This is a genomic window from Gracilibacillus halotolerans (assembly GCF_014206945.1).
Lineage (GTDB): Bacteria > Bacillota > Bacilli > Bacillales > Amphibacillaceae > Gracilibacillus > Gracilibacillus halotolerans.
Window position 1 is genome coordinate 3,574 of record NZ_JACHON010000001.1, and the last position, 21,455, is coordinate 25,028.

Annotated in this window: 20 protein-coding genes and 1 pseudogene; 15 read left to right on the forward strand and 6 right to left on the reverse strand. The window is 37.1% G+C overall.

Annotated elements, in window-relative coordinates:
- The first annotated feature begins 268 nt into the window (after nucleotides 1-268).
- Nucleotides 269-1,327 carry a M20/M25/M40 family metallo-hydrolase gene (locus GGQ92_RS00020; RefSeq protein WP_184243259.1) on the forward strand — a complete coding sequence of 353 codons (1,059 nt, stop codon included), beginning with the start codon at nucleotides 269-271 and terminating at the stop codon, nucleotides 1,325-1,327.
- 61 nt (nucleotides 1,328-1,388) lie between these two features.
- Here GGQ92_RS00020 and GGQ92_RS00025 read toward each other — a convergent pair whose 3' ends face one another.
- Both GGQ92_RS00025 and GGQ92_RS00030 read right to left on the reverse strand, forming a co-directional pair.
- Nucleotides 1,389-1,766 (reverse strand): PaaI family thioesterase, encoded by a 378-nt coding sequence (locus GGQ92_RS00025; RefSeq protein WP_246383839.1) that lies wholly within the window; start codon nucleotides 1,764-1,766, stop codon nucleotides 1,389-1,391.
- A gap of 11 nt (nucleotides 1,767-1,777) precedes the next feature.
- Nucleotides 1,778-2,719 carry a 1,4-dihydroxy-2-naphthoate polyprenyltransferase gene (locus GGQ92_RS00030; protein WP_184243261.1) on the reverse strand — a complete coding sequence of 314 codons (942 nt, stop codon included), beginning with the start codon at nucleotides 2,717-2,719 and terminating at the stop codon, nucleotides 1,778-1,780.
- Between the two features lie 254 nt (nucleotides 2,720-2,973).
- On the opposite strand from GGQ92_RS00030, the gene GGQ92_RS00035 reads away from it, so the two are divergent.
- The 5 genes from GGQ92_RS00035 to GGQ92_RS00055 all read left to right on the forward strand — a co-directional run bounded on the left by GGQ92_RS00035 (nucleotide 2,974) and on the right by GGQ92_RS00055 (nucleotide 9,257).
- Nucleotides 2,974-4,365, forward strand: coding sequence for an isochorismate synthase (locus GGQ92_RS00035; RefSeq protein ID WP_184243263.1), 1,392 nt, complete (start codon nucleotides 2,974-2,976; stop codon nucleotides 4,363-4,365).
- Complete coding sequence (gene menD / locus GGQ92_RS00040; protein ID WP_184243265.1) at nucleotides 4,362-6,101, forward strand: 2-succinyl-5-enolpyruvyl-6-hydroxy-3-cyclohexene-1-carboxylic-acid synthase; 1,740 nt, start codon at nucleotides 4,362-4,364, stop codon at nucleotides 6,099-6,101. The genes GGQ92_RS00035 and menD overlap by 4 nt, the downstream gene beginning before the upstream one ends.
- Nucleotides 6,091-6,885: a 2-succinyl-6-hydroxy-2,4-cyclohexadiene-1-carboxylate synthase gene (gene menH / locus GGQ92_RS00045; protein ID WP_184243267.1), complete on the forward strand. Its 795-nt coding sequence runs from the start codon at nucleotides 6,091-6,093 to the stop codon at nucleotides 6,883-6,885. The genes menD and menH overlap by 11 nt, the downstream gene beginning before the upstream one ends.
- 13 nt (nucleotides 6,886-6,898) lie before the next feature.
- Nucleotides 6,899-7,717 (forward strand): 1,4-dihydroxy-2-naphthoyl-CoA synthase, encoded by an 819-nt coding sequence (gene menB / locus GGQ92_RS00050; protein ID WP_184243269.1) that lies wholly within the window; start codon nucleotides 6,899-6,901, stop codon nucleotides 7,715-7,717.
- Nucleotides 7,718-7,820: 103 nt separating this feature from the next.
- On the forward strand, nucleotides 7,821-9,257 hold the full coding sequence (locus GGQ92_RS00055; protein ID WP_184243271.1) for an o-succinylbenzoate--CoA ligase: 1,437 nt from the start codon (nucleotides 7,821-7,823) through the stop codon (nucleotides 9,255-9,257).
- Nucleotides 9,258-9,404: 147 nt separating this feature from the next.
- On the opposite strand, the gene GGQ92_RS00060 is transcribed toward GGQ92_RS00055, so the two are convergent.
- Complete coding sequence (locus GGQ92_RS00060; protein WP_184243273.1) at nucleotides 9,405-10,655, reverse strand: DNA polymerase IV; 1,251 nt, start codon at nucleotides 10,653-10,655, stop codon at nucleotides 9,405-9,407.
- A gap of 200 nt (nucleotides 10,656-10,855) precedes the next feature.
- Here GGQ92_RS00060 and GGQ92_RS00065 point away from each other — a divergent pair, with 200 nt between their 5' ends.
- The 6 genes from GGQ92_RS00065 to GGQ92_RS00090 all read left to right on the forward strand — a co-directional run bounded on the left by GGQ92_RS00065 (nucleotide 10,856) and on the right by GGQ92_RS00090 (nucleotide 15,922).
- Nucleotides 10,856-11,689, forward strand: coding sequence for an ABC transporter ATP-binding protein (locus tag GGQ92_RS00065; protein WP_184243275.1), 834 nt, complete (start codon nucleotides 10,856-10,858; stop codon nucleotides 11,687-11,689).
- 224 nt (nucleotides 11,690-11,913) lie between these two features.
- On the forward strand, nucleotides 11,914-12,228 hold the full coding sequence (locus GGQ92_RS00070) for a hydrolase (RefSeq protein ID WP_184243277.1): 315 nt from the start codon (nucleotides 11,914-11,916) through the stop codon (nucleotides 12,226-12,228).
- Between the two features lie 90 nt (nucleotides 12,229-12,318).
- On the forward strand, nucleotides 12,319-12,945 hold the full coding sequence (locus GGQ92_RS00075) for a hypothetical protein (RefSeq protein WP_184243279.1): 627 nt from the start codon (nucleotides 12,319-12,321) through the stop codon (nucleotides 12,943-12,945).
- 16 nt (nucleotides 12,946-12,961) lie between these two features.
- Nucleotides 12,962-13,438, forward strand: a complete 477-nt coding sequence (gene ytkD, locus GGQ92_RS00080) for an RNA deprotection pyrophosphohydrolase (protein WP_184243287.1) — start codon at nucleotides 12,962-12,964, stop codon at nucleotides 13,436-13,438.
- Nucleotides 13,439-13,706: 268 nt separating this feature from the next.
- Nucleotides 13,707-14,906: a methionine adenosyltransferase gene (gene metK / locus GGQ92_RS00085; protein ID WP_184243289.1), complete on the forward strand. Its 1,200-nt coding sequence runs from the start codon at nucleotides 13,707-13,709 to the stop codon at nucleotides 14,904-14,906.
- 479 nt (nucleotides 14,907-15,385) lie between these two features.
- Nucleotides 15,386-15,922 (forward strand): HAD-IIIA family hydrolase, encoded by a 537-nt coding sequence (locus tag GGQ92_RS00090; protein WP_184243291.1) that lies wholly within the window; start codon nucleotides 15,386-15,388, stop codon nucleotides 15,920-15,922.
- A gap of 108 nt (nucleotides 15,923-16,030) precedes the next feature.
- Here GGQ92_RS00090 and GGQ92_RS00095 read toward each other — a convergent pair whose 3' ends face one another.
- Entirely contained in the window at nucleotides 16,031-16,549 is a 519-nt protein-coding gene (locus tag GGQ92_RS00095; protein ID WP_184243294.1) for a gamma carbonic anhydrase, read from the reverse strand.
- A gap of 67 nt (nucleotides 16,550-16,616) precedes the next feature.
- Here GGQ92_RS00095 and GGQ92_RS00100 point away from each other — a divergent pair, with 67 nt between their 5' ends.
- A complete protein-coding gene (locus GGQ92_RS00100) occupies nucleotides 16,617-17,699 on the forward strand; it encodes a tetraprenyl-beta-curcumene synthase family protein (protein ID WP_425486359.1) in 1,083 nt (360 codons plus the stop codon).
- 35 nt (nucleotides 17,700-17,734) lie between these two features.
- On the opposite strand, the gene mnmM is transcribed toward GGQ92_RS00100, so the two are convergent.
- On the reverse strand, nucleotides 17,735-18,292 hold the full coding sequence (mnmM, locus tag GGQ92_RS00105) for a tRNA 5-(aminomethyl)-2-thiouridylate-methyltransferase MnmM (protein WP_184243296.1): 558 nt from the start codon (nucleotides 18,290-18,292) through the stop codon (nucleotides 17,735-17,737).
- Between the two features lie 105 nt (nucleotides 18,293-18,397).
- Here mnmM and GGQ92_RS00110 point away from each other — a divergent pair, with 105 nt between their 5' ends.
- Both GGQ92_RS00110 and GGQ92_RS00115 read left to right on the forward strand, forming a co-directional pair.
- Entirely contained in the window at nucleotides 18,398-18,685 is a 288-nt protein-coding gene (locus GGQ92_RS00110) for a DUF2524 family protein (protein ID WP_246383840.1), read from the forward strand.
- Nucleotides 18,686-18,918: 233 nt separating this feature from the next.
- Complete coding sequence (locus GGQ92_RS00115) at nucleotides 18,919-20,631, forward strand: DNA-binding protein (RefSeq protein WP_184243298.1); 1,713 nt, start codon at nucleotides 18,919-18,921, stop codon at nucleotides 20,629-20,631.
- Nucleotides 20,632-20,822: 191 nt separating this feature from the next.
- On the opposite strand, the pseudogene GGQ92_RS00120 reads toward GGQ92_RS00115, so the two are convergent.
- Nucleotides 20,823-21,431 (reverse strand): annotated as a pseudogene (locus GGQ92_RS00120) (transglutaminase-like domain-containing protein).
- Between the last annotated feature and the right edge of the window lie 24 nt (nucleotides 21,432-21,455).

Genomic DNA, 21,455 nt, shown 5'->3' on the forward strand with positions numbered 1-21,455 from the left:
TCGAGGTCTTAAGTAATGCTGTTCTGTGGCAAAGAGCGCCACGCCAAGCCTTACTTAAGCTTGTCGGGGGTGACCAGGCGCTGTCGCTTTTCTTATTTGTCTAGCTCCATCGCCTACCCCCTCGAGGTCTTAAGTAATGCTGTTCTGTGGCAAAGAGCGCCACGCCAAGCCTTACTTAAGCTTGTCGGGGGTGACCAGGCGCTGTCGCTTTTCTTATTAGTTTGTGGAATAATAGGGTAGATATGCAGGGTATGAAAGGATGAAACGAATGGAAAATTTGGATATTAAATTTTTGTTAGAATTGTTAAAAACACCATCACCATCTAGCTTAGAAATGAAAATTCAACATAAGTGGATGGATTATGTTAAGAATGATGTGGATGAAATACGGACAGACAACGCTGGTAATGCTATTGCAGTATTAAATGAACAGGCAAATTTCCACATATTATTGGCAGGTCATTGTGATGAAGTTGCTTTTATGGTAAAACGAATCGATGAAAATGGATATGTATACGTAGAAAAATTAGGTGGAATTAATCCAAAAGCAGCAATTGGTATGAAAGTAGAAATCATTGGAGAAGTGGAAACAATCAAAGGAGTTTTTGGGGTCAACGCCCAACATCATGGAGGGATAAAAGGAGACTTCGATGAGGGAGACTTATTTATTGACTGTGGTTTTCAATCGAAACAGCAGGCCGAGGAATACATAACAATAGGGGATTTGGCTGTTTATCAAAGAGAACCGGATGTGCTAATGGACCACCATATTACTGGTCGCGGTTTAGATAATCGAACTGGTGCTTTTATCGTGGCCGAGGTAATGAAGCGTTTAGCCAAAAGGAAGTTAAATGTTGGTGTGTATGGAGTTAGTACGGTTAATGAGGAAACGAATATGGGAGGAGCCTATTTTGCAGCAGCCGGATTGAAACCAGATGCTGCCATCGCTATTGATGTTACCTTTGCTACAGATTATCCAACTGTCGATAAAAGCAAGCACGGAGATATTCGACTTGGGGGTGGACCAGTTCTAGCTAAAGGTGCGCCTATAAATCGAAAAATAAATAAAATGCTAGAAAAAACAGCAAAAGATTTAAATATCCAGCTTCAATACGAATTAACACCTCGTCATACGGGAACGGATGCAGACAAAATGCGATTGACTGGGGAGGGTGTACCGATTGCTCTTGTGTCTCTACCTTTACGGTACATGCATTCTCCTGTTGAAACGGCTAGTATACGAGATATGGGGCAAGAAATCGAGATACTAACAGAGTGGATAGCTTCCTTAACAGGCAATGAAAGTTTAAATCCTCTCGCTGAATAAAGTTTTCGGTGTTAAACAAAAGATGACCTCGCTAATTGGCGAAGTCATCTTTTACTAATTATTATTTTTGAATAATACCTAATGTACATCTAGACACGGCGATAAGTAACCCTTCTTCATCATGTACTTGAATATCCCACACCATTGTTCGCTTACCAATATGAATTGGAGTAGCGGTGGCTGTAACGACACCTTCTTTTTTCGCTTTTAAATGGTTACAATTAATTTCAATACCTACAATAGCTTGATCTTTACTACTTACATGTTGCATTCCGCCAAGACTAGCGGCTGTCTCTGCTAAAGCGGCAGTAGCTCCACCATGCAAAAATCCCATTGGTTGTACGACTTTATCTGTTATAGGCATAGAAATTTGGATTTTTTCTCTGGTCACCAGCTCGTATTTCATTTGTAATGTATCCATTAATGTTTGATTATTCAACTAACTTCCCCCTATACTAAATGAATCGGGAATAAATACTGTAACAATAGGGAAATACCAATTAACAGTCCATAAATGGTGTTCGTTTTTGCAGTTGCAGCCATCGCAGGCATCATTCCCACATTGGTTGTATTTGCTAGAAAAGTCATTACAGCTTTCCGTGCGGATAGAGCACTTAGTAAACTAATGACACTATATATCGGAAGTAATCCGGTAATGATATATCCTGCGGTTAAGGAATATGCTACGAGCATTAATATAGATAAAAATATAATAGCCTTTTGACGTCCTAACAGTATAGCAAGAGTCCTTCGACCATTTTCTTTATCTCCATCCAAATCTCGGATATTATTAGAGAGTAAGATGCACCCTATAAAAATAGCGACCGGAATAGATATCATTATTACTTCCCAATTTAGAGTTAAAGTTTGAATATAGTAACTGATTCCAATAATAACAGTTCCCATCATTAAACCGGAAAATAACTCACCGAACGGACTATAAGCAATAGGAACAGGTCCTCCAGTATATAAATAACCAATAATCATACAAATAAGTCCAATGATTGCAATCCACCAGCTTGTTTCCAAGCATATATAAATACCGAGAAGTACTGGAATAGCGTAAAATAGATAAGCAAGTCTTTTTACAACAACTGGCTTCACACCGTCACGAACGATGGTGCCACCTATTCCTACTGATTTTTCATTGTCTAAGCCACGTTTATAATCATAGTACTCATTAAACATATTCGTTGCAGCTTGAATCATCATAGATGCAAGAAGCATGGCTAGAAATAATAATAAATGAAACGTCCCATCAAGAACAGCAAGCAATGTTCCAATCGATACAGGAACAAATGAAGCAGTAAGTGTATGCGGACGAAGTAGCCGCCACCAGACATGCAAACCAGGCTTTTCATTTAAATAGTTTACCTCGTTGTTTCCTTCCATGAGCTTTTCTCCTTCTATCGTTTTGCATAACATGTTAAGTGTATTGAATTGTTAAAAGCGTGTCAATGGAATCACTCTGAGAAGTAGTAAGATGAAGGGGAAAATTAAAAAAATCCCATGAAATAAAAGTTTTTTGATATACTAGTAAAGGGAATAGAGATAGAATGAACAGTAATGATAATAAGAACGATACTATAAATTTACGGAAGATCATGGCTTACTCGAATAGCCCTATAGTAATGGAGGGTTGTCATATGATAAAGACAAAGGATAACACAATAGAAGATTCTTTGAACACAGCTAGAGAACGAGCGAAAACGAATAATGCATCTGCCTTTGTTAGTATAACGGAACCAATTGATAAGGTGAATCCTGTACATTTTTTCCAAGCTGGTAAATGGCTAGATAAATCCCGAATATTTTGGAGTGTTCCTGACCGATCACTATATTATGTTGGGATTGGAGAAGCTGTCTCTTATCAAGAGAGTATTAATGCGTATCAAAAATTAAAACATCATTGGAAACAGCTTATCGAGCAGGCGATGATTTTCAATGATGATTCGGCAATAACTGTGGGACCTAAAATGTTTGGTGGGTTTCCTTTTGATACAAATGAGCAAACAAGTGATTTGTGGAAGCAGTTTAATGGGAGCGAGTTTCGAGTTCCTACCTATTTGTTAACCATTGAAAATGGCGAAGCTTTTCTAACAATAAACCTATTTATTTCTGCTCAAAGTGATGTTCGTGAAATAGCACAAAAACTTCAACGAGACAGAGAATTGTTGCTGTCGCCTGTTTCTATGCAAAAAAGAACGAATAGTGTGCTGCTTAGTCATGAGGTAGATCCTGAAGCATGGAAAGAACTTGTTGCACAGACAAGGACTGCAATTGAAGATGGCTATGCAGAGAAAATTGTAATTGCACGTGAACTGCAAATAGAGTTTGAAACAAGTGTTGAGTTGGGCTATGTTTTAAACCATTTACTAGAAGTCCAAAACAATAGCTATGTCTTTTTGTGGGAGAAAAATGGAACATCCTTTATTGGAGCTACACCTGAGCGATTAGTTTGGGTGAAGAATCAACAATTATTGTCGGCTTGTTTAGCTGGGACAGCACCAAGGGGTAGGACAACAGAAGAAGACAGAAAAATTGGTGAAGAACTACTTTATGATGATAAGAATAGAGAAGAGCATCAGTATGTTGTGGACATGATAAAGGGTGCATTAAATGGTCTAGCAGATGATGTGGAAATCCCACAGACACCTGTTTTGTATCCTCTTAAAAACTTACAACATCTTTATACACCTGTTGAAGCAATGTTGAGAGAAACCATTACGATATTAGATGTAGCGGAAAAACTGCATCCAACGCCAGCTCTTTGTGGCCAACCAACAGAAAGAGCAATGAGCTTTATTCGAGAAAATGAGTTGCTTGAACGAGGATGGTATGGTGCACCAATTGGTTGGTTCGATCATCATTTTAATGGTGAGTTTGCTGTCGCGATTCGATCAGGATTAGTGAAAGATAATAAAGCATCTTTATTTGCTGGTTGTGGAGTTGTGCGTGGATCAGATCCTGAAGTAGAATATGAAGAGACGAAGATTAAATTTCAACCCATGCTACATGCTTTAGGAGGATCCAAATGAATCATGAGCAAGTATTAGCCCAATATGTCGGTCATTTTGTAGATCAACTCTTTCATAGTGGCGTAAAGCAAGTGGTTATATCTCCAGGCTCGAGATCGACTCCACTTGCTTTAGCTTTTGCCAATTATGGCAAGGTTAAGGTATGGGTGGATATCGATGAAAGATCAGCTGGTTTTTTTGCGTTAGGCATTGCAAAAGAATCAAAGGAACCTGTGGCATTATTATGTTCTTCAGGGACTGCTGCTGCTAATTATTTTCCAGCCATCATTGAATCCCATTATAGTCGTGTTCCTCTTATTGTGTTAACAGCTGACAGACCACACGAACTTCGAGAAATAGGGGCACCACAAGCAATCGATCAAATCAAACTGTTCGGTGAATATGTGAAACAATTTCAAGAAATGGCCTTACCTGAAGCAACTCCAACAATGTTAAGATATGTGAGAAATCAAGCAGATAGAGCGGTTCAAGTAGCACTAACACCTATGTCTGGCCCGGTCCATGTGAATTTCCCTTTTCGCGAGCCGTTAGTTCCAGACTTTTCAGGGGAAAACGTGTGGGGATCGGATATTACCAATTCATCTCATACCTCTATCCGGCATGAAAAAGAATGGGATAAACATGAAATTGAAACTATTTTGAAAGAAAAAAAGAGGGTAGTAATTATAGCTGGTCCACTAAGTGATAGTACTGTATACAGCTCTATCTTTCATTTAGCGGAAAACTGGAATATCCCAATATTAGCTGATCCACTTTCACAACTAAGGAATGGCTCAAATTCTCATCTTATTGAAAGCTATGATGCACTTATGAAGTCAAAGACTATTCGCGACCGTTTGTCTATTGATCTCATTATTCGCTTTGGAGCCATGCCAGTTGCAAAGCCTATCCATCAGCTAATGAACGAGCAGATTATTCCACAAATAATCGTCGATGAGCAAGTGAGTTTTCGTAATCCTTCTCACCAGTCTGCACATTATATTTACGGTCCGCCATCTGAGGTTGCGGAAGGTTTGGCCTCAATAAAATGGCGTGGTTCTGAAGGATGGATGCAATGGTGGCAGGACCTAAATGGTCGAGCAATATCAATATTAAGTCAACGAAATACGACAGCACTGTTAACAGAAGGCGATGCGGTTCTTGGAATTCATAAGGAAATCCCAGAGCAATCTATTTTGTTTGCAGGAAACAGTATGCCAATTCGAGATCTGGATACGTTTTGGATTAGTTCGGAGAAGAATATTTTTATATCTGCGAACCGTGGTGCAAACGGTATTGATGGTATTATTTCTACAGCAATTGGAATGGCAGCTGGTGGCAAACGAGTAACATTAATAATAGGAGATATATCTTTTTTACACGGAATGAATGGACTATTACTCGCTAAACGATACAAGCTCCCGATAACTATTGTCGTCGTAAATAATAATGGTGGCGGAATCTTTTCCTTTTTACCTCAAGCAAAAGACAAGGAAACCCATTTCGATTTACTATTTGGAACACCACAGGAAGTGGAATTTGAAAAAGCAGCGGAAATGTTTGGAGTCGCGTATGAGCAACCAACAGATTGGGAAGCTTACCTAAAAGCACTCAGACAAAGTTATAAAAGAGAAGGATGCACCATCATTGAGCTACAAACTACTCGTGACCATAATGTAACGTGGCATCGAGAAAAATGGCAGATGATAGAAAGTATTGCGACGGAACGATTGAAGGAAATAAAAAATGAGAGTTAAAGTAGCAAACGGCTATTACTGGGTAGAACAGTATGGCGAGAAAACTGGAGAACCTGTTATCCTATTACATGGTTTTACCGGGAGCTCTACTACTTGGCAACCATTCTTATCTTTGTTGAAGAATAAACATGTTGTCTGCATTGACTTGCCTGGTCACAGGAACACAAAGGTACACATTAATTCGATCAAGGATTTTTGTGACGATGTAGCACAGATACTCACGTTATTAGACATTAATAAAGCTGATATTGTTGGCTATTCATTAGGTGGAAGGTCCGCTCTTTCATTTGCGATGTATCATCCACATCGAGTAAATACTCTGTTATTAGAAAGTGCAACAGCGGGTATAGAAAAACACGAGGAACGATTAAAAAGACAAGAGGCGGATGGAAGACTTGTCCAATTTCTTGAGAATGAAGGACTTCAAGCATTTGTGGACAAATGGGAAAAGATCCCCTTGTTTCAATCACAGCAACAATTAAACGAAAGTGTCAAACGAGCGATACGAGAAGAACGTTTAGCACACTCTGTAAAAGGATTAGGAATGTCTCTCCGCACAATGGGAACAGGTCAAATGCCGTCCTGGTGGGGAGCACTTCCAAAGCTTACTAATCCCGTTCAGCTAGTGGTTGGAGCTTTGGACGTGAAATTTGTCCATATAAATAAAAAAATGCACGAATTATTACCTAATAGTTCTTTAACAATTATCGAAAATGCAGGACATGCAATTCATGTGGAACAACCAGAGTTTTTTGGTACAATAATAAAGAGTGTTGGAAATTGAGGAGGCAATCAATATGACAGTAGAATGGATTACAGAACGTACATATGAAGATATCTTATATGAGACATATAATGGTATAGCTAAAATTACGATTAATCGTCCAGAAGTGCGTAACGCGTTTCGCCCAAAAACAGTAAATGAACTTATCGATGCTTTTTCCTATGCACGTGATGATTCGAAAATTGGAGTTATCGTACTTACAGGTGCAGGAGAGAAAGCATTCTGTTCAGGTGGAGACCAAAAGGTTAGAGGCCATGGTGGTTATGTAGGTGAAGATGAAATACCACGCTTAAATGTACTGGACTTACAACGACTAATTCGTGTTATTCCTAAGCCAGTTATTGCCATGGTTGCTGGATATGCAATTGGCGGTGGCCATGTGTTACATATCGTTTGTGACCTAACAATTGCAGCAGATAATGCAATTTTTGGACAAACTGGTCCTAAAGTTGGTAGCTTTGACGCAGGTTATGGTGCTGGTTTATTAGCACGTATTGTTGGTCATAAGAAAGCACGTGAAATTTGGTATTTGTGTCGTCAATATAATGCTGAAGAAGCATTAGATATGGGACTCGTGAATACGGTTGTTCCTTTAGACAAGCTAGAAGAAGAAACGGTTCAATGGTGTGAAGAGATTCTAGAAAAGTCACCTACTGCACTTCGTTTCTTGAAGGCATCCTTTAATGCGGACACAGATGGTCTTGCTGGATTACAGCAAATGGGTGGAGACGCTACATTGTTGTATTATACAACGGATGAAGCGAAAGAAGGCCGAGATGCATTTAAAGAAAAACGCAAACCTGATTTCAAAAAATTCCCGCGTTTTCCTTAATTCTTAGTAAATTGGTAATGTGGAGGCTGTCTAAGTCCTTTCTATAGGCTTACGATAGCCTCTTATTATTTAGCTGAAATTAGAGAACTTGAGGGGGAAGGTAATGGAACATTGGTTAAGGAAGCGAGCTCATCTATCACCGAATGAACTCGCGATTGAAACGATGGACGAGCAATGGACATTTAAACAGCTCTATGAAAAGGCGGTATCTTTTGCTAGAAAAATAGCATTCTTAAAAGGAAAGCATGTAGCCATCCTCTCTGAGAATAGTCTAGATATAATTGTTGCTTTTTGGGGATGTACCATGTTAGAGTCAAAAATTATCTTTTTAAACACGAAGTTACGTGAACGTGAGTTAATCCAACAATGTGAAACAGCGGATGTGGAAGCTGTGATTGGACAATCGGATAAAGTGCAACCATTAAACCTCGCTCTTCCGACGTTTACATTCGAAGATATTGAGTCCCTTCCGATTTTAGATGTAGAAATATCCGTAGAAATGGATTTGTCCTCTATTTGTTCGATGATGTTTACTTCGGGAACAACTGGAACAGCAAAGGCAGTAACACAAACGTATGAGAATCATTGGTCTAGTGCAATCGCTTCTTCCCTGAATTTAGGGCTGGAATCTCATGATAAATGGCTGATTTCTTTGCCTATTTTTCATATTAGTGGGTTATCTACGGTAATCAAGAGTGCTATATACGGCATGCCTATTTTCCTTATGCCATCTTTTGATGCTACTAAAATAAATCAAGCGATTCAAACAAGAGGTGTCACACATATTTCTGTTGTGAGCACGACATGTCAACGATTATTAGAAAATTTAGGCGATAATCAATATCCTGACACGTTTCGCTGTATGCTATTAGGAGGAGGACCTGCGCCAAAATCTTTATTAGAAGAAGCGGCTGAGAAAGCAATCCCTATTATTCAGACATATGGAATGACAGAAACTTGTTCACAAATTTCGACCTTAGCAATGAAAGATGCGCTGCAAAAGATAGGGTCAGCTGGAAAAGCGTTATTCACAGCTTCTTTAGAAATACGTCATGGAGATAAAAAACTAGAAACGAACCAAATTGGAGAGATCGTAGTGAAAGGGCCGATGGTAACATCAGGATATTACGATGCCGAAAAGGCGAATAAAGAAAGCTTTTTATCTAATTGGTTTTATACTGGAGATATGGGTTATGTAGACGAAGACGGATTTCTTTATGTAGTGGACAGAAGAAGTGATTTAATCATATCTGGGGGAGAGAATATTTATCCTGCAGAAATTGAAGATGTCCTCCTATCCTTAGAAGGTGTTAAAGAAGCTGGTGTTACTGGTATAGAAAATACGGAATGGGGAGAGGTTCCTGTTGCATTTCTTGTTACAGAAAAACAATGGTCCGAAGAAGCATTAATCGACTATTGTGCACAACATCTTGCTCGATATAAGATCCCTAAGAAATTTTATTTCTGTGAATCACTTCCTCGAAATGCTACAAATAAATTACAGCGCCATTTACTAAAAACTAAACTTACGAATAAGTGAGAGCTGAGTCAAAAGTATTTAATTATAAATCGTAGTACAAACCGAACGACTCGATAGACTCAGTTCGGTTTGTACGCTTTTTATTGTTCGCCTTTAATATTGAAAGATTTAGTTATGTCCCCGTCTCAATTTGCTAATCTTCTTGTATTAAGCGTAATGGCCTCCGATTTTTTTACTACGCTCACGGGTAATACCGGCATCCATGTAACTAGAGGCACGAAGTAGAGAAGTAGACCCATATTTATCACGAATCGAGTCCATTACATAACCGATATCTTTTTTCTTTGTTTGATCGTAAAAAAGATTTAATTGCGTCTCGATATCTTCAAATAAATAAGTTAAAGCTACGGTTATTCGGCGAATATTACTTTTTTGATCATAGAATTCTTGGAATAATTGCAAGCAAACATCATATACGTCCATTGTTACATTGGTTGGAATAGGTATAGATCTAGAACGACTGAAACCACCAGTGTTATTGGCATATCCAATCGACAATTGAATGGTACGCCCAGCTTTATGATGCGTTCTTGATCGTTTACATACCTCTTCACACAAATCAAGAATACTAATAAGTGCTTCTTCCGCCGTGTAGTCTCTTAGTAAGGTTATTCCATGACTGAAACCCTTCTGTTCATCAATTGATTCAAAGTCTTGATAAACAGGACTTAAGTCGACTCCCCAGGCGTGCCAATACAATTGTTCTCCTATAACCCCAAAACGTTTTTTGAGTCGTTCAAGAGGATAATTGGCAAGCTGTCCTAAGTAAAGAATGCCCATCCGATTCAAATGATGGGTTAACCGTTTCCCTATTCCCCATATTTTTTCAATAGGAACAGGCCAAAGCAATCGAGGTACATCTTCATAACGACATGTAGCAATACCTTTCTTTTTAGCATAAAGATCCATGACGACCTTTGCTAAAAATTTATTGTCTCCTATCCCAATCGCACAGGTTAATCCCATCGTGTCCAAAATTTCATCCTTAATCATTTGAGCGATATGTTCTGTACTACCGTAGAGTGGCTGGAGACCGTCTACCGTAATCCACATCTCATCAACGGAATAAGGATGAATTGCCTCTTTTGGGACATATTGATTAAGCAGTCGGGTGATTTCAATGGATACTTTAACATAATCCCCCATCTTAGCCTGAACAACATGAATATTAGGATCTTTAGGTAGTTCAAAGTAGCGACTAACATTGCTTACACCATATTTTTCTTTCAGTGCAGGAGAAGCTGCTAAAATAATACTACCAGAACGTTCTTTATCACCAACAACGGCTAACATTGCGCTCATCGGATCAAGGCCACGTTTTACACACTCAATACTTGCATAGAAGGAACGCATATCAATACAAAGTACTTCATGTCTTGGAAAATAAGAGTAATCCATTATTGTTACACCTCGCCATTAACGAACGTTTGTTCTTATTGTACGACAGATAAATAAAAAATAAAAGAAGTATTTTTTTCCATGTGTATGAGAAGAGTTCTCAATTATTGACTTTGGTGCAAAAACAACCTACACTTAAGATAGAGGATTTTGTACGTTAGAAGTTTCATGTACTTGCTAGCAGAAGGAGAGAAAACCGGATGGAGACATTAATGGCGAAAGATTTAACATTGGGATACGGAGAAGATGTCATTATTGACCAATTAGATATAACTGTTCCAAAAGGTGAAATCACAGTATTTATTGGCGGTAATGGCTGTGGTAAATCAACTTTACTCCGTTCGCTAGCACGTTTATTAAGACCAAAGCAAGGTAATGTCGTGCTAAATGGAGAAGACATTGCTAAGGTACCTACAAAAGAAGTCGCAAAACAATTAGCTATTTTACCTCAATCCCCAGTTAGTCCTGAAGGCTTAACAGTGGAAGAGCTGGTCAAACAGGGACGCCACCCATATAAAACGTTATTGAAGCGTTGGTCACAGGAAGATAATCAGGCAGTAAAGGAAGCATTAGAAGCGACGAATATGATGGAGTTAAAAGATAGAGAAGTAGATTCCTTGTCAGGGGGACAGCGCCAACGTGCATGGATTGCAATGACATTAGCACAAGGAACGGAAACCATTTTATTAGATGAGCCCACTACTTATCTAGATATGACCCATCAGATTGAAATTTTAGATTTATTATTTGAATTAAATGAGCAGAGAAAAAGTACAATTGTAATGGTATTACACGATTTAAACTTGGCATGTAGATATGCCCATCATATCGTGGCAATCAAAGATAAAAATGTATATGCGCAAGGAAAGCCAGAAGAAATTATCAACTGTAAACTTGTGCACGATGTCTTTCAAATGAAGTGTGACGTATTGTATGACCCAATGTTCGGGACACCGATGTGTATACCGCATGGAAGAGGAAGATGTTTGATTAAAGAAGTCGTAGAAGACTCAAAAGAGAAGCAAGCAAACTAACTTCTGATTATCCATCCCCGGATAATCAGTTTTTTATTACCTATAAGTGAAAGCCTACCCCCTTTTTGGCAATGTATGTAAAGAAGAAAATTCCCAAATTCACACTAAAGATGTATATCCTTTAATCTAAATGGTTCTATAACTGAATACGTATGATTTGGTTTAAAAAACATACACTAGTAAAGGATTATTCAAATAGAATAGAACTAATAGGAGTGAAGTAAATGGGAAAGAAAACATACTATGTCAACATTGGCACACATGAAATATCTCAAATTCCCTATGGTGAAAATGCGATGTACACAATTGAAGCAGATGACATGGAAGTGTTCCAGTTAAGAGAAAAGTTTAATGATATTAATGATGCAGAAGTAGGTACGTACATTCGATCGCATATTCCATATGTCCCTTATCATAAGGATGGGGAAAACGACTCATATGATAAAGGATTACAGGAGGCGATTCAACTTATATACCAATTAGGAAATGAAAAAACGAAGAAAGACTTAGAGGAGTTGGGATTATATAAACGTAAATAAATATTTGTCTCTATGTCTAAAATCACAATTATGTGTTTAAACTGATGATGGAAGGGAATTTAAGATAATGAGGACACGGGAGGGAGAAACATGAAAAAATACATCACGATTCTGACTTGCACCGTCCTTCTATTGTTGGTGAGCCTAACTGTAGTGATAAGCAATCAGCAAGAAGAGGTAAGTGCAGATAGCAACAATAGTAATATTATAAGAGAGCGTACTAATAAAGACATCCCAACTACTTTTAATTTAGGAAATAATCAGGAACATATTCCTGCTTTAATAGAAAATACTCCAACTGAAGATCTAAGTGAGCAGGATGAAAAAACAGAAAAACTTACTGAGGGAAAAATTGTGGAACTAACAGAGGGATTTATGGATACGTTAGTAGCAGAGACTGATAAAGACTATCGTTTAATAGAGTATGATACAATAGAAGAGTTAGAGAAAGCATTCCAAAAATATACACAGCCGGGGGTAGCAGATCCTTATATTAGTTTTTATTATGAAGAGAAAGACGGTGCACTGTATATCGTACCGACAGAAACGCCTCCATGGTTTGTGAAGGAAAATGACTATACATTAAAAGAACTTTCTAATGATAAATACCTACTAACTCAGACTAATACAATAGAACTCTATGGAACTTATACGATACAAATAGAGTTTGAGTTAAATGAGGGAGAATGGAAAATTTCTCAAATACTGCATGAATAAAAAAGGCGAGTAAAATATGAAAACATTCTATGATTTTTATAACAATAAAGTTCAGCTATCTTTTTCAAATCCACAATTAGAGGAGAAAGCAAAGCATGTATGGGTTATTTGTCGCTATGAAGATCAGTGGTTACTAACAAAACATAGTGACAGAGGCTTAGAATTTCCGGGTGGAAAAGTAGAAGTAGGAGAAAAACCAGTAGAAGCGGCAGTCCGCGAAGTGAAAGAAGAAACTGGTGGAACTGTAAGAAATATTGATTATTTAGGACAATATCTTGTTAAGGGTAAAAAAGAAACAGTCACGAAAAATATCTATTTTGCAGAGATTAGTTCCCTTGAAAAACAGGATACGTACTATGAAACAGATGGTCCTGTTTTAATGAGGGAACTACCTCCTAACGTACAAAATAATGATAAATACAGTTTTATTATGAAAGATGACGTACTCAGTTATAGTATGGAAAAAATAAAAGAATTATATCAAATCAAATAAATGACTTTCCGTATAAATAGCTACGGAAAGTTTTTTTATGGTGAATAAAGACGATTTACAAAACAAAAGCCGTCTCATTGACAAAAATAAATAAATTCGATAGGATAACTTAATATGTGAGTAAATCACTCGGAATTATGTGATATAATAGATTCGTGCATTTTTTTTTGAAAAGTTGTATAGTGGAACATGTAGAAAAATTATCAAAAAAATGAACGGTTATAGGATTGTCACCTAGTAGAAGGTGATTGAGGGAGGATACAAAGATATGACTGAAAATAGAAGATTATTTACATCTGAATCTGTAACAGAAGGCCATCCAGATAAAATATGTGACCAAATTTCAGATGCTATATTAGACGAGATATTAAAGAAAGACCCTAATGCAAGAGTAGCATGTGAAACATCGGTTACCACTGGATTAGTCTTAGTATCAGGTGAAATTACAACAGCCACGTATGTAGATATACCAAAAATTGTTCGTCAAACGATCAAAGAGATTGGCTATACACGGGCAAAATATGGCTTTGATGCAGATACATGTGGTGTCTTAACAGCTATTGATGAGCAATCACCTGATATTGCGGGTGGTGTTGATCAGGCGTTAGAAGCTAGAGAAGGAAACATGACAGATGAAGAAATTGAAGCAATCGGTGCAGGTGACCAAGGGTTAATGTTTGGCTATGCTACAAACGAAACACCTGAATTGATGCCATTACCTATTAGTCTTGCGCACAAATTAGCGAAGCGTTTATCCGATGTAAGAAAAGATAAGACATTAGACTACTTACGTCCAGATGGAAAAACACAGGTAACCGTGGAATACGACGAAAATAACAAGCCATTACGTGTTGATACGATTGTTGTTTCGACACAGCATCATCAAGACATTACATTAGAACAAATACAGAAAGATATTAAAGAGCATGTAGTTAATCCTGTAGTCCCGGAAAATTTAATTGATGAGAATACTAAATATTTTATTAATCCTACAGGCCGTTTTGTTATTGGTGGACCACAAGGCGACGCTGGACTAACAGGTCGTAAAATTATTGTAGATACGTATGGTGGATTTGCACGTCATGGTGGCGGAGCTTTCAGTGGAAAAGATGCTACTAAAGTAGACCGTTCAGCAGCGTATGCAGCACGTTATGTCGCGAAAAACATTGTCGCTGCTGGTTTAGCGGAAGAGTGTGAAGTACAATTAGCGTATGCGATTGGCGTTGCTCAGCCAGTTTCTATTTCAGTGAATACATTTGGTACTGGTAAACATAGCGAGGAAGCATTAGTAAAAGCGATACGAGAAAATTTTGACTTACGACCAGCTGGCATTATTAAAATGTTAGATTTACGTAAGCCACTCTATCGTAATACGGCAGCTTATGGCCACTTTGGAAGAACAGATATTACATTCCCTTGGGAAAAAACAGACAAAGTAGAGCAGCTACAGACATCTCTAATTAATTAATGAGCAAAACCAAGTACTTCTTATTTTGAAGCACTTGGTTTTTTTACATAATGATGAAAAATAGCAATATCAGATAACCCTTTTTCAAAATCGGATAAGTCCAGTGAACATTAGATACCCCTTCTTCAAAATCGCATAAGTCTGGTGAACATTAGATAACCGTTTTTCAAAATCGGATAAGTCCGGTGAACATTAGATAACCGTTTTTCAAAATCGGATAAGTCCGGTGAACATTAGATAACTCCCTCTCAAAATCGGATAAGTCAGAAGTCAAGAAATAGTTAAGACTTTTTCATGTGTAATCATCTATCCGATATTAGACGGTTAGAATCTAATGTTAAACGTGACAATCGAATGTTCAGAAGTAAAAATCTAATGTTAAACGTGACAATCTAATGTTACTTGCGTTATGTTTTTAATTAAACGTAAATATTTTAAGAGAAAAGTATATAAATCATAGAGAATGAGGAGGGGTTGACTTGTCAAAAGCTATATTTATTGATCGGGATGGGACGATAGGAGGAAGTAACAAAGTATTGTATCCCAACGAATTTGTACCCTATCCATACATGCATGATGCTATTAGGAAATTAAAAGAGGCAGGTTATGCTATCTATGCGTTTTCTAATCAACCAGGAATTTCAAAAGGTGAGGTAACTATAGAAGATTTTGAAAAAGAGCTAAAAGGATATGGTTTCGATAACGCATATATTTGTCCCCACACCCACCAGGATAAATGTTCTTGTAGAAAGCCATCTCCATATATGTTACAAAAAGCAGCAAACGACAATGCTTTAGAACTAGAGAAATGTATTGTTATAGGGGATAGATGGACAGATATGTTAGCAGCACATGAAGCAGGGTGTAAAAAAGTATTAGTAAAGACAGGCGCAGGCCAAGAAACATATGAACTATATAATCAAAAAGTGTATTTTGGAAAATATGCAGAAGTTACCCCTGAATATGTTGCAGACGATTTACTTAAAGCAGCGGGGTGGATTGTAATGAATCCTTAAGTATTAGGTACCCGCTTACTTCTTGAAACTAGAAATAAAAAACTTAATTAGGGTAAGCGGTGTTGCGTGCAAGTTCTGTAAGTTGCGCTTACCCCATTCACTGATCTATCATTCACCAGCATTTATTGATTTATAATACTGTCCTTTTTCCACATAATCTTGTTGAATCCGTTGCATTTCTTCTATGTCTTTATCGGTTAATTCTCGCACTACCTTCACCGGACTCCCGAACGCTAACACACCAGGAGGAATTTTCTTTCCAGGAGGAACGAGACTACCCGCACCAATAAAAGCACCTTCACCAATCTCAGCACCATCTAAAATAATAGAACCCATACCGATTAAAGAATTTTCCCGCAATGTGCAGGAGTGAAGGGTAACTTGATGACCTACCGTTACATTGTCCTCGATAATGAGTGGAATATTAGGACTTTGATGAAGGAGGGATAAATCTTGTACATTCGAATTATTACCAATACGGACTGGTGCTACGTCTCCTCGGATAACAGTTTGAAACCAAATGCTAGAGTTTCTTCCAATAGTTACATCTCCAGTAATAACAGCATTAGACGCGATAAATGTTGTATTGTCGATTTTAGGAGTTTTTCCTTTATATTCATAGATCATTTGTGATAACCTCCTATATAGATAGTATCTTCATCTTATCATATGTATTCAAAGTGAGGGAGAAAATTTGTCAAAGGTTACTCCAAAACATGCCCCTATCTTAATGAAGCATGTTTATCATAAACTATTCCCGCAAGTAAACGAAGAACTTCAGTATTGGAAAAATAAAGCAGATCAAATACCAAATCAAGAACTAAGGAATCAAGCGCTTGCCAGTATAGAATCGAAAAAGTTTCACTGTCAAGGTGGAAGTGTATATAGTCTTCTAGCCGGTTCCAGATGGATGGAAGCAATTCGGTTTATCGTTAGTTACCAAACAATTAGTGATTATTTGGATAATTTATGTGATCGAAGTACTTCACTCGATCCTCAAGACTTTCGTATGCTTCATACATCAATGGAGGATGCCTTGAGCCCTTCAGAACCGTTAAAAAATTACTATGCCTATCGCGAGGAACAAGATGATGGTGGTTATTTACATGAGCTCGTTCGAACATGTCAAACAACACTTCAACAAATTCCCAATCTAAATGAATTTCAGCCGTATCTTCTTCAATTAGAGATGCTTTATAGTGATCTACAAGTACATAAGCACGTTAAGGAAGAAGAAAGAATACCACGACTTGAAAAATGGTATCAAACACATCAAGAAAAATGGCCAATGCTCACATGGTATGAATTTTCGGCATGTGCAGGATCAACTTTAGGAATATTTTGTCTCATCTCCTATGCGTTGGATGGAAAAATGTCCTCTAACATAGCAGAGAAAATATTCGAAGGTTATTTCCCATTCATGCAGGGTCTCCATATTATGTTGGATTATTTTATTGACCAAGATGAAGATCGGGAAGAAGGAGATTTGAATTTTTGTAATTATTACGAAAATGATGAAGAATTGGAAAAACGTCTTCTTTACTTTATCGAAGAAACAGGATCCAAGGTACAGGATTTGCCTGACTCATCTTTTCATGAAATGGTACAACAAGGTTTAATTGGATTATATTTAGCGGATCCGAAAGTTAAACATATGAAACAGTTCAAGCCAACGGTAAAGCGATTAATAAAAACATGCGGTAGAAAATCAAGATTTTTCCATTGGAATATAAGAGTATATAATCGGTTAGCTGGAAGGTATAGAGAGGCTAATTAATGTTAACAAGTCGCATCTAAAGGGATACGACTTGTCTATTTTCGTTTTTCAATGGCTACAACAAAAGGTGGTCGGTTGATTTGATTAATAAATTCATATCTTGTTACTTCAAAATGTTTTTGATCTAATGCTTCACAGTAGGAAACAACGGATTCTTTTTCTTCTCTTCCACCTTCATGGCCATGATAAATGACAAGAACGATTCTACCACCAGTGACGAGTCGATCCTGTATTTTTTGAATTGCTTCAATTGTCGTTTCAGGTTTCGTAATAATGGAATGGTCTTCACCAGGTAAATAACCAAGATTAAAAATGGCAGCTCGAACCGCCTTATCATGTAAATATTTATCTACATTTTCATGACCATCTAAATGTAACTGCACATTTGTAACATGATTCTCTTTTAACAATTGAGATGTATTAGTAATAGCTTGCTCCTGAATATCGAAACTATGTACTTCACCATTAATGCCGACCAATCGACTTAATAATAAAGTGTCATGCCCATTCCCGCATGTAGCATCAATAGCTACATCACCATCTTGGACAACCTCTTGCAGTAGTTCGTGTGCATAAGGGATAATCCTTTTCATATAAAATAACTCCTTTGGTAAACGTTACTTCCCTCTATTTTAGCAAAAGACTATACGAAGGCACATGTTTTTTGTCTTATGTGAAAAAATAGGGGTGAGGTGATGATGATGACAACAAGGGATTCCATGAAAGACCTATTATCTAGTAGTGAAAAAATCATCGAACAAGCAGAAGAACAATTAGAGCTATCAAACCGTGGAACATTTCAAATGAATGAGGATTATCGGAATGCCCAGCTCGAATTAGAAACACTATCATATAAAATAGATAAGGTTATGAATAGTGCAAATGCACAGCAAAAAGAAGAGCTCCATCGCCTACAACTGCTTGTAAACGAACGATTAAATGATATGATTTTTAGTGATTTAGATCTGACACAATTTTATAGATAATTATTTTCTTCATTTATTACTTGAACTGTCTTGTTATACTTTATAACATAGACAGTTTTCTTTTTATAGAGATAGTTATCTTAGGTATGTCCATCTATGTTAACATTTTAAAATTTTGCTTGATTTGAAACTTTTTCTATCGTTTACCCGTAAATAGTAAGGAAGGATGATGAAAGGTATTCGGAGACTGTATCATTTTCCAATGACTATACTAAAATTAGGAGGAAACATCAATGATTGGAGTACTTATATCAAGTCTCATAGCGATGATATTATATGTGATCGGATTATTAGTTATCGTAATCCGCTCTAAAAAAAGTTCAAGTGTAATGTTTAAAAATGGAATGATTCTATTTATAGTTGGTTATGTTATAACGTTTGTTGTTTTTTATTTCGCGCTTCCAGCAATTACAGTTCCTAACATGTTAATAGCGAATACGATTATTGCTATACTATTATTACCCATACTGTTAATGGCAACTAAAACCGATAAGAAAGTAGAAACACGTTTAGCAGTGCCTATTACAACGCTCTTAAGTTTGTCTGTTATAGCAATTATTGTTGTTATATTTGTCGGTGTGGCTAGTTTGGATAACTCTTATGATTCGATTGCAAAAGCAGAGCAAGAGGAAGCTAAGCCGTTAACAAAAGATCAAACGCCTATAACCGTGGCGCCAGAGTTTGCACGTAATAAGATACAAAAAGCAATGAGTGTAGTACCTAATACGCAGTTTTACGACTTAGGTAAACTACAAGTTCAAGAAGTGAATGGAGAAGTAATTTATGTAGCTCCAGTTGAATTTGCAGACTTTTTTAAGTATTTACGTGGTAAGGAAACTGCAGGATATTTCACTATTTCTGCAACAGATGTAAATGCTCAGCCAGTATTTCATGAAGAAGCTATGACCTATACGAATTCGAGCTATTTTAATAAATATGTTAACCGAGTTATTTATAACAAATACCCACAATATATTCAAAGTGGTGAAGCACAAATTGAATTAGATGAAGATGGTAAGTCTTGGTATGTACAAACAATATACCGTCCAATCTCTATCACGAATAAGCCAGATCTACAGGATATTAAAGCAGTGGTTATTGATCCTCAAACAGGGGATTTAAAAATGTATAATGCAAACGAAGTCCCAGATTTTATAGAGGGATCAATCAGTTCTGAAATGGCTACATTAGAGAATAAATATTTTGGTAAGTATATTCACGGATGGATAAATAGTCTTTTTGGTAAAAGAGATGTTAAAATTCCAAATGAATCCGGAGTCGAATCAAGTGTAACACCGATTTTTGATGAGGAAGGGGAAATGTACTACTTTACCGATTTCTCTTCTCCTAAAGAAAATATTGATTCTGCATTAGGATATTCATTAATCCATGCTCGTACAGGGGAATTGACCTACTTTAGTGGTCAGAAAAATAGTGGGATAATGGACAGTGAAGGTGCGAAACAAATCGTTAATAAAGAATTCCCAGAAAAGAAATGGGAAGGGTATATGCCAGTACTATATAATATTGATGGAAACCCTACTTGGGTCGTCAATGTGCTAGATCCAAACGGTTTACACAAACAGTATGCTTATATCAAAGCTGATGATGCTGATTTTGTAGTATTTGGGGATACGGCAAGTGAAACGCTTGACGCATACCGAATGGCTTTATTACAACGGCCAGGAAACGTAGAAGCAACAGATGATGCGATGTTAGAGAATAGAAATGGAACGGTTACGCGTGTATTGGTTACTTCTACCGAACAAGGTCAAGCGGTGCAATTCTTATTAGAAAATGACCAAACGATTTATACAATTAATGCAAGTAAATTCCCACATGCCATTTTCTTGCAACCAACGGACAAAGTCGAAGCAGAAGTACACGTGATTGATGAAAATAATGCAACGATTGAAACATTGAAAGTAGAAGGGTTAGTTGAGTAACAGATCAAGAAAGAAAGCTGTTCAGGCGAAGAAATTTATGCTTGAACAGCTTTCAATATTTAAATAACCAATAACGAATTTATTATTGCTCTGGCTTCTTAGCGATGAACACTGCAAGCCAATAATCATGCATTCATTAATTAACAATCTTCTATCAACGCACTTGAGAGCCTGCTTCAAATTAGAATAAACTATAGACTTTCTGGTAAGCCATCTTGATACATGGTAATTGCGTTAGAATGTTCTTTTAAGGTAGAAATAGTCTGCGGATGAGGGGTAGCATAAATATGTGGATAATCTTTTTCACCGAGGTCTTCATTAATAGAAAAGGCTAGCTTTTCTTCTTTGATGGAAAATTGAGCATCTACTCCATCTTTATTACCTCTTGCATCAACTCGAATCCATTGATCGATAGACGATAGGAAAATTGCATTCAAAGCATGAAGGCTATATCCTCCTTCTGGAGAATCAAATAACATCAATCTTTGGTAATTGAAACCTGTTGGGATACCTTGGGAGCGTAAAAGAGCTGCTAGTAGATTAGATTTCGCATAACATATTCCTTCTTTGAAACGTAAAACTTCAGAAGCATGACAAGTAACTCTTTCAGATTGAATATCTCAAGAATGAGCAAAGTGGTCACGCACAAATTCAAATGCAATCTTCGCTTTTTCTATTTCATTTTGATTCGGATGAAAAAGTTCTTCAGCTTTTTTTTGAATAAGCCGATCAGAATAATTAATAGTATTAGTTTCGACTAAATAATCGCTTAGGTGATCCGAAGCCGTGATCAAATGCATCTTATCACTCCTCGTTTGCTTTCA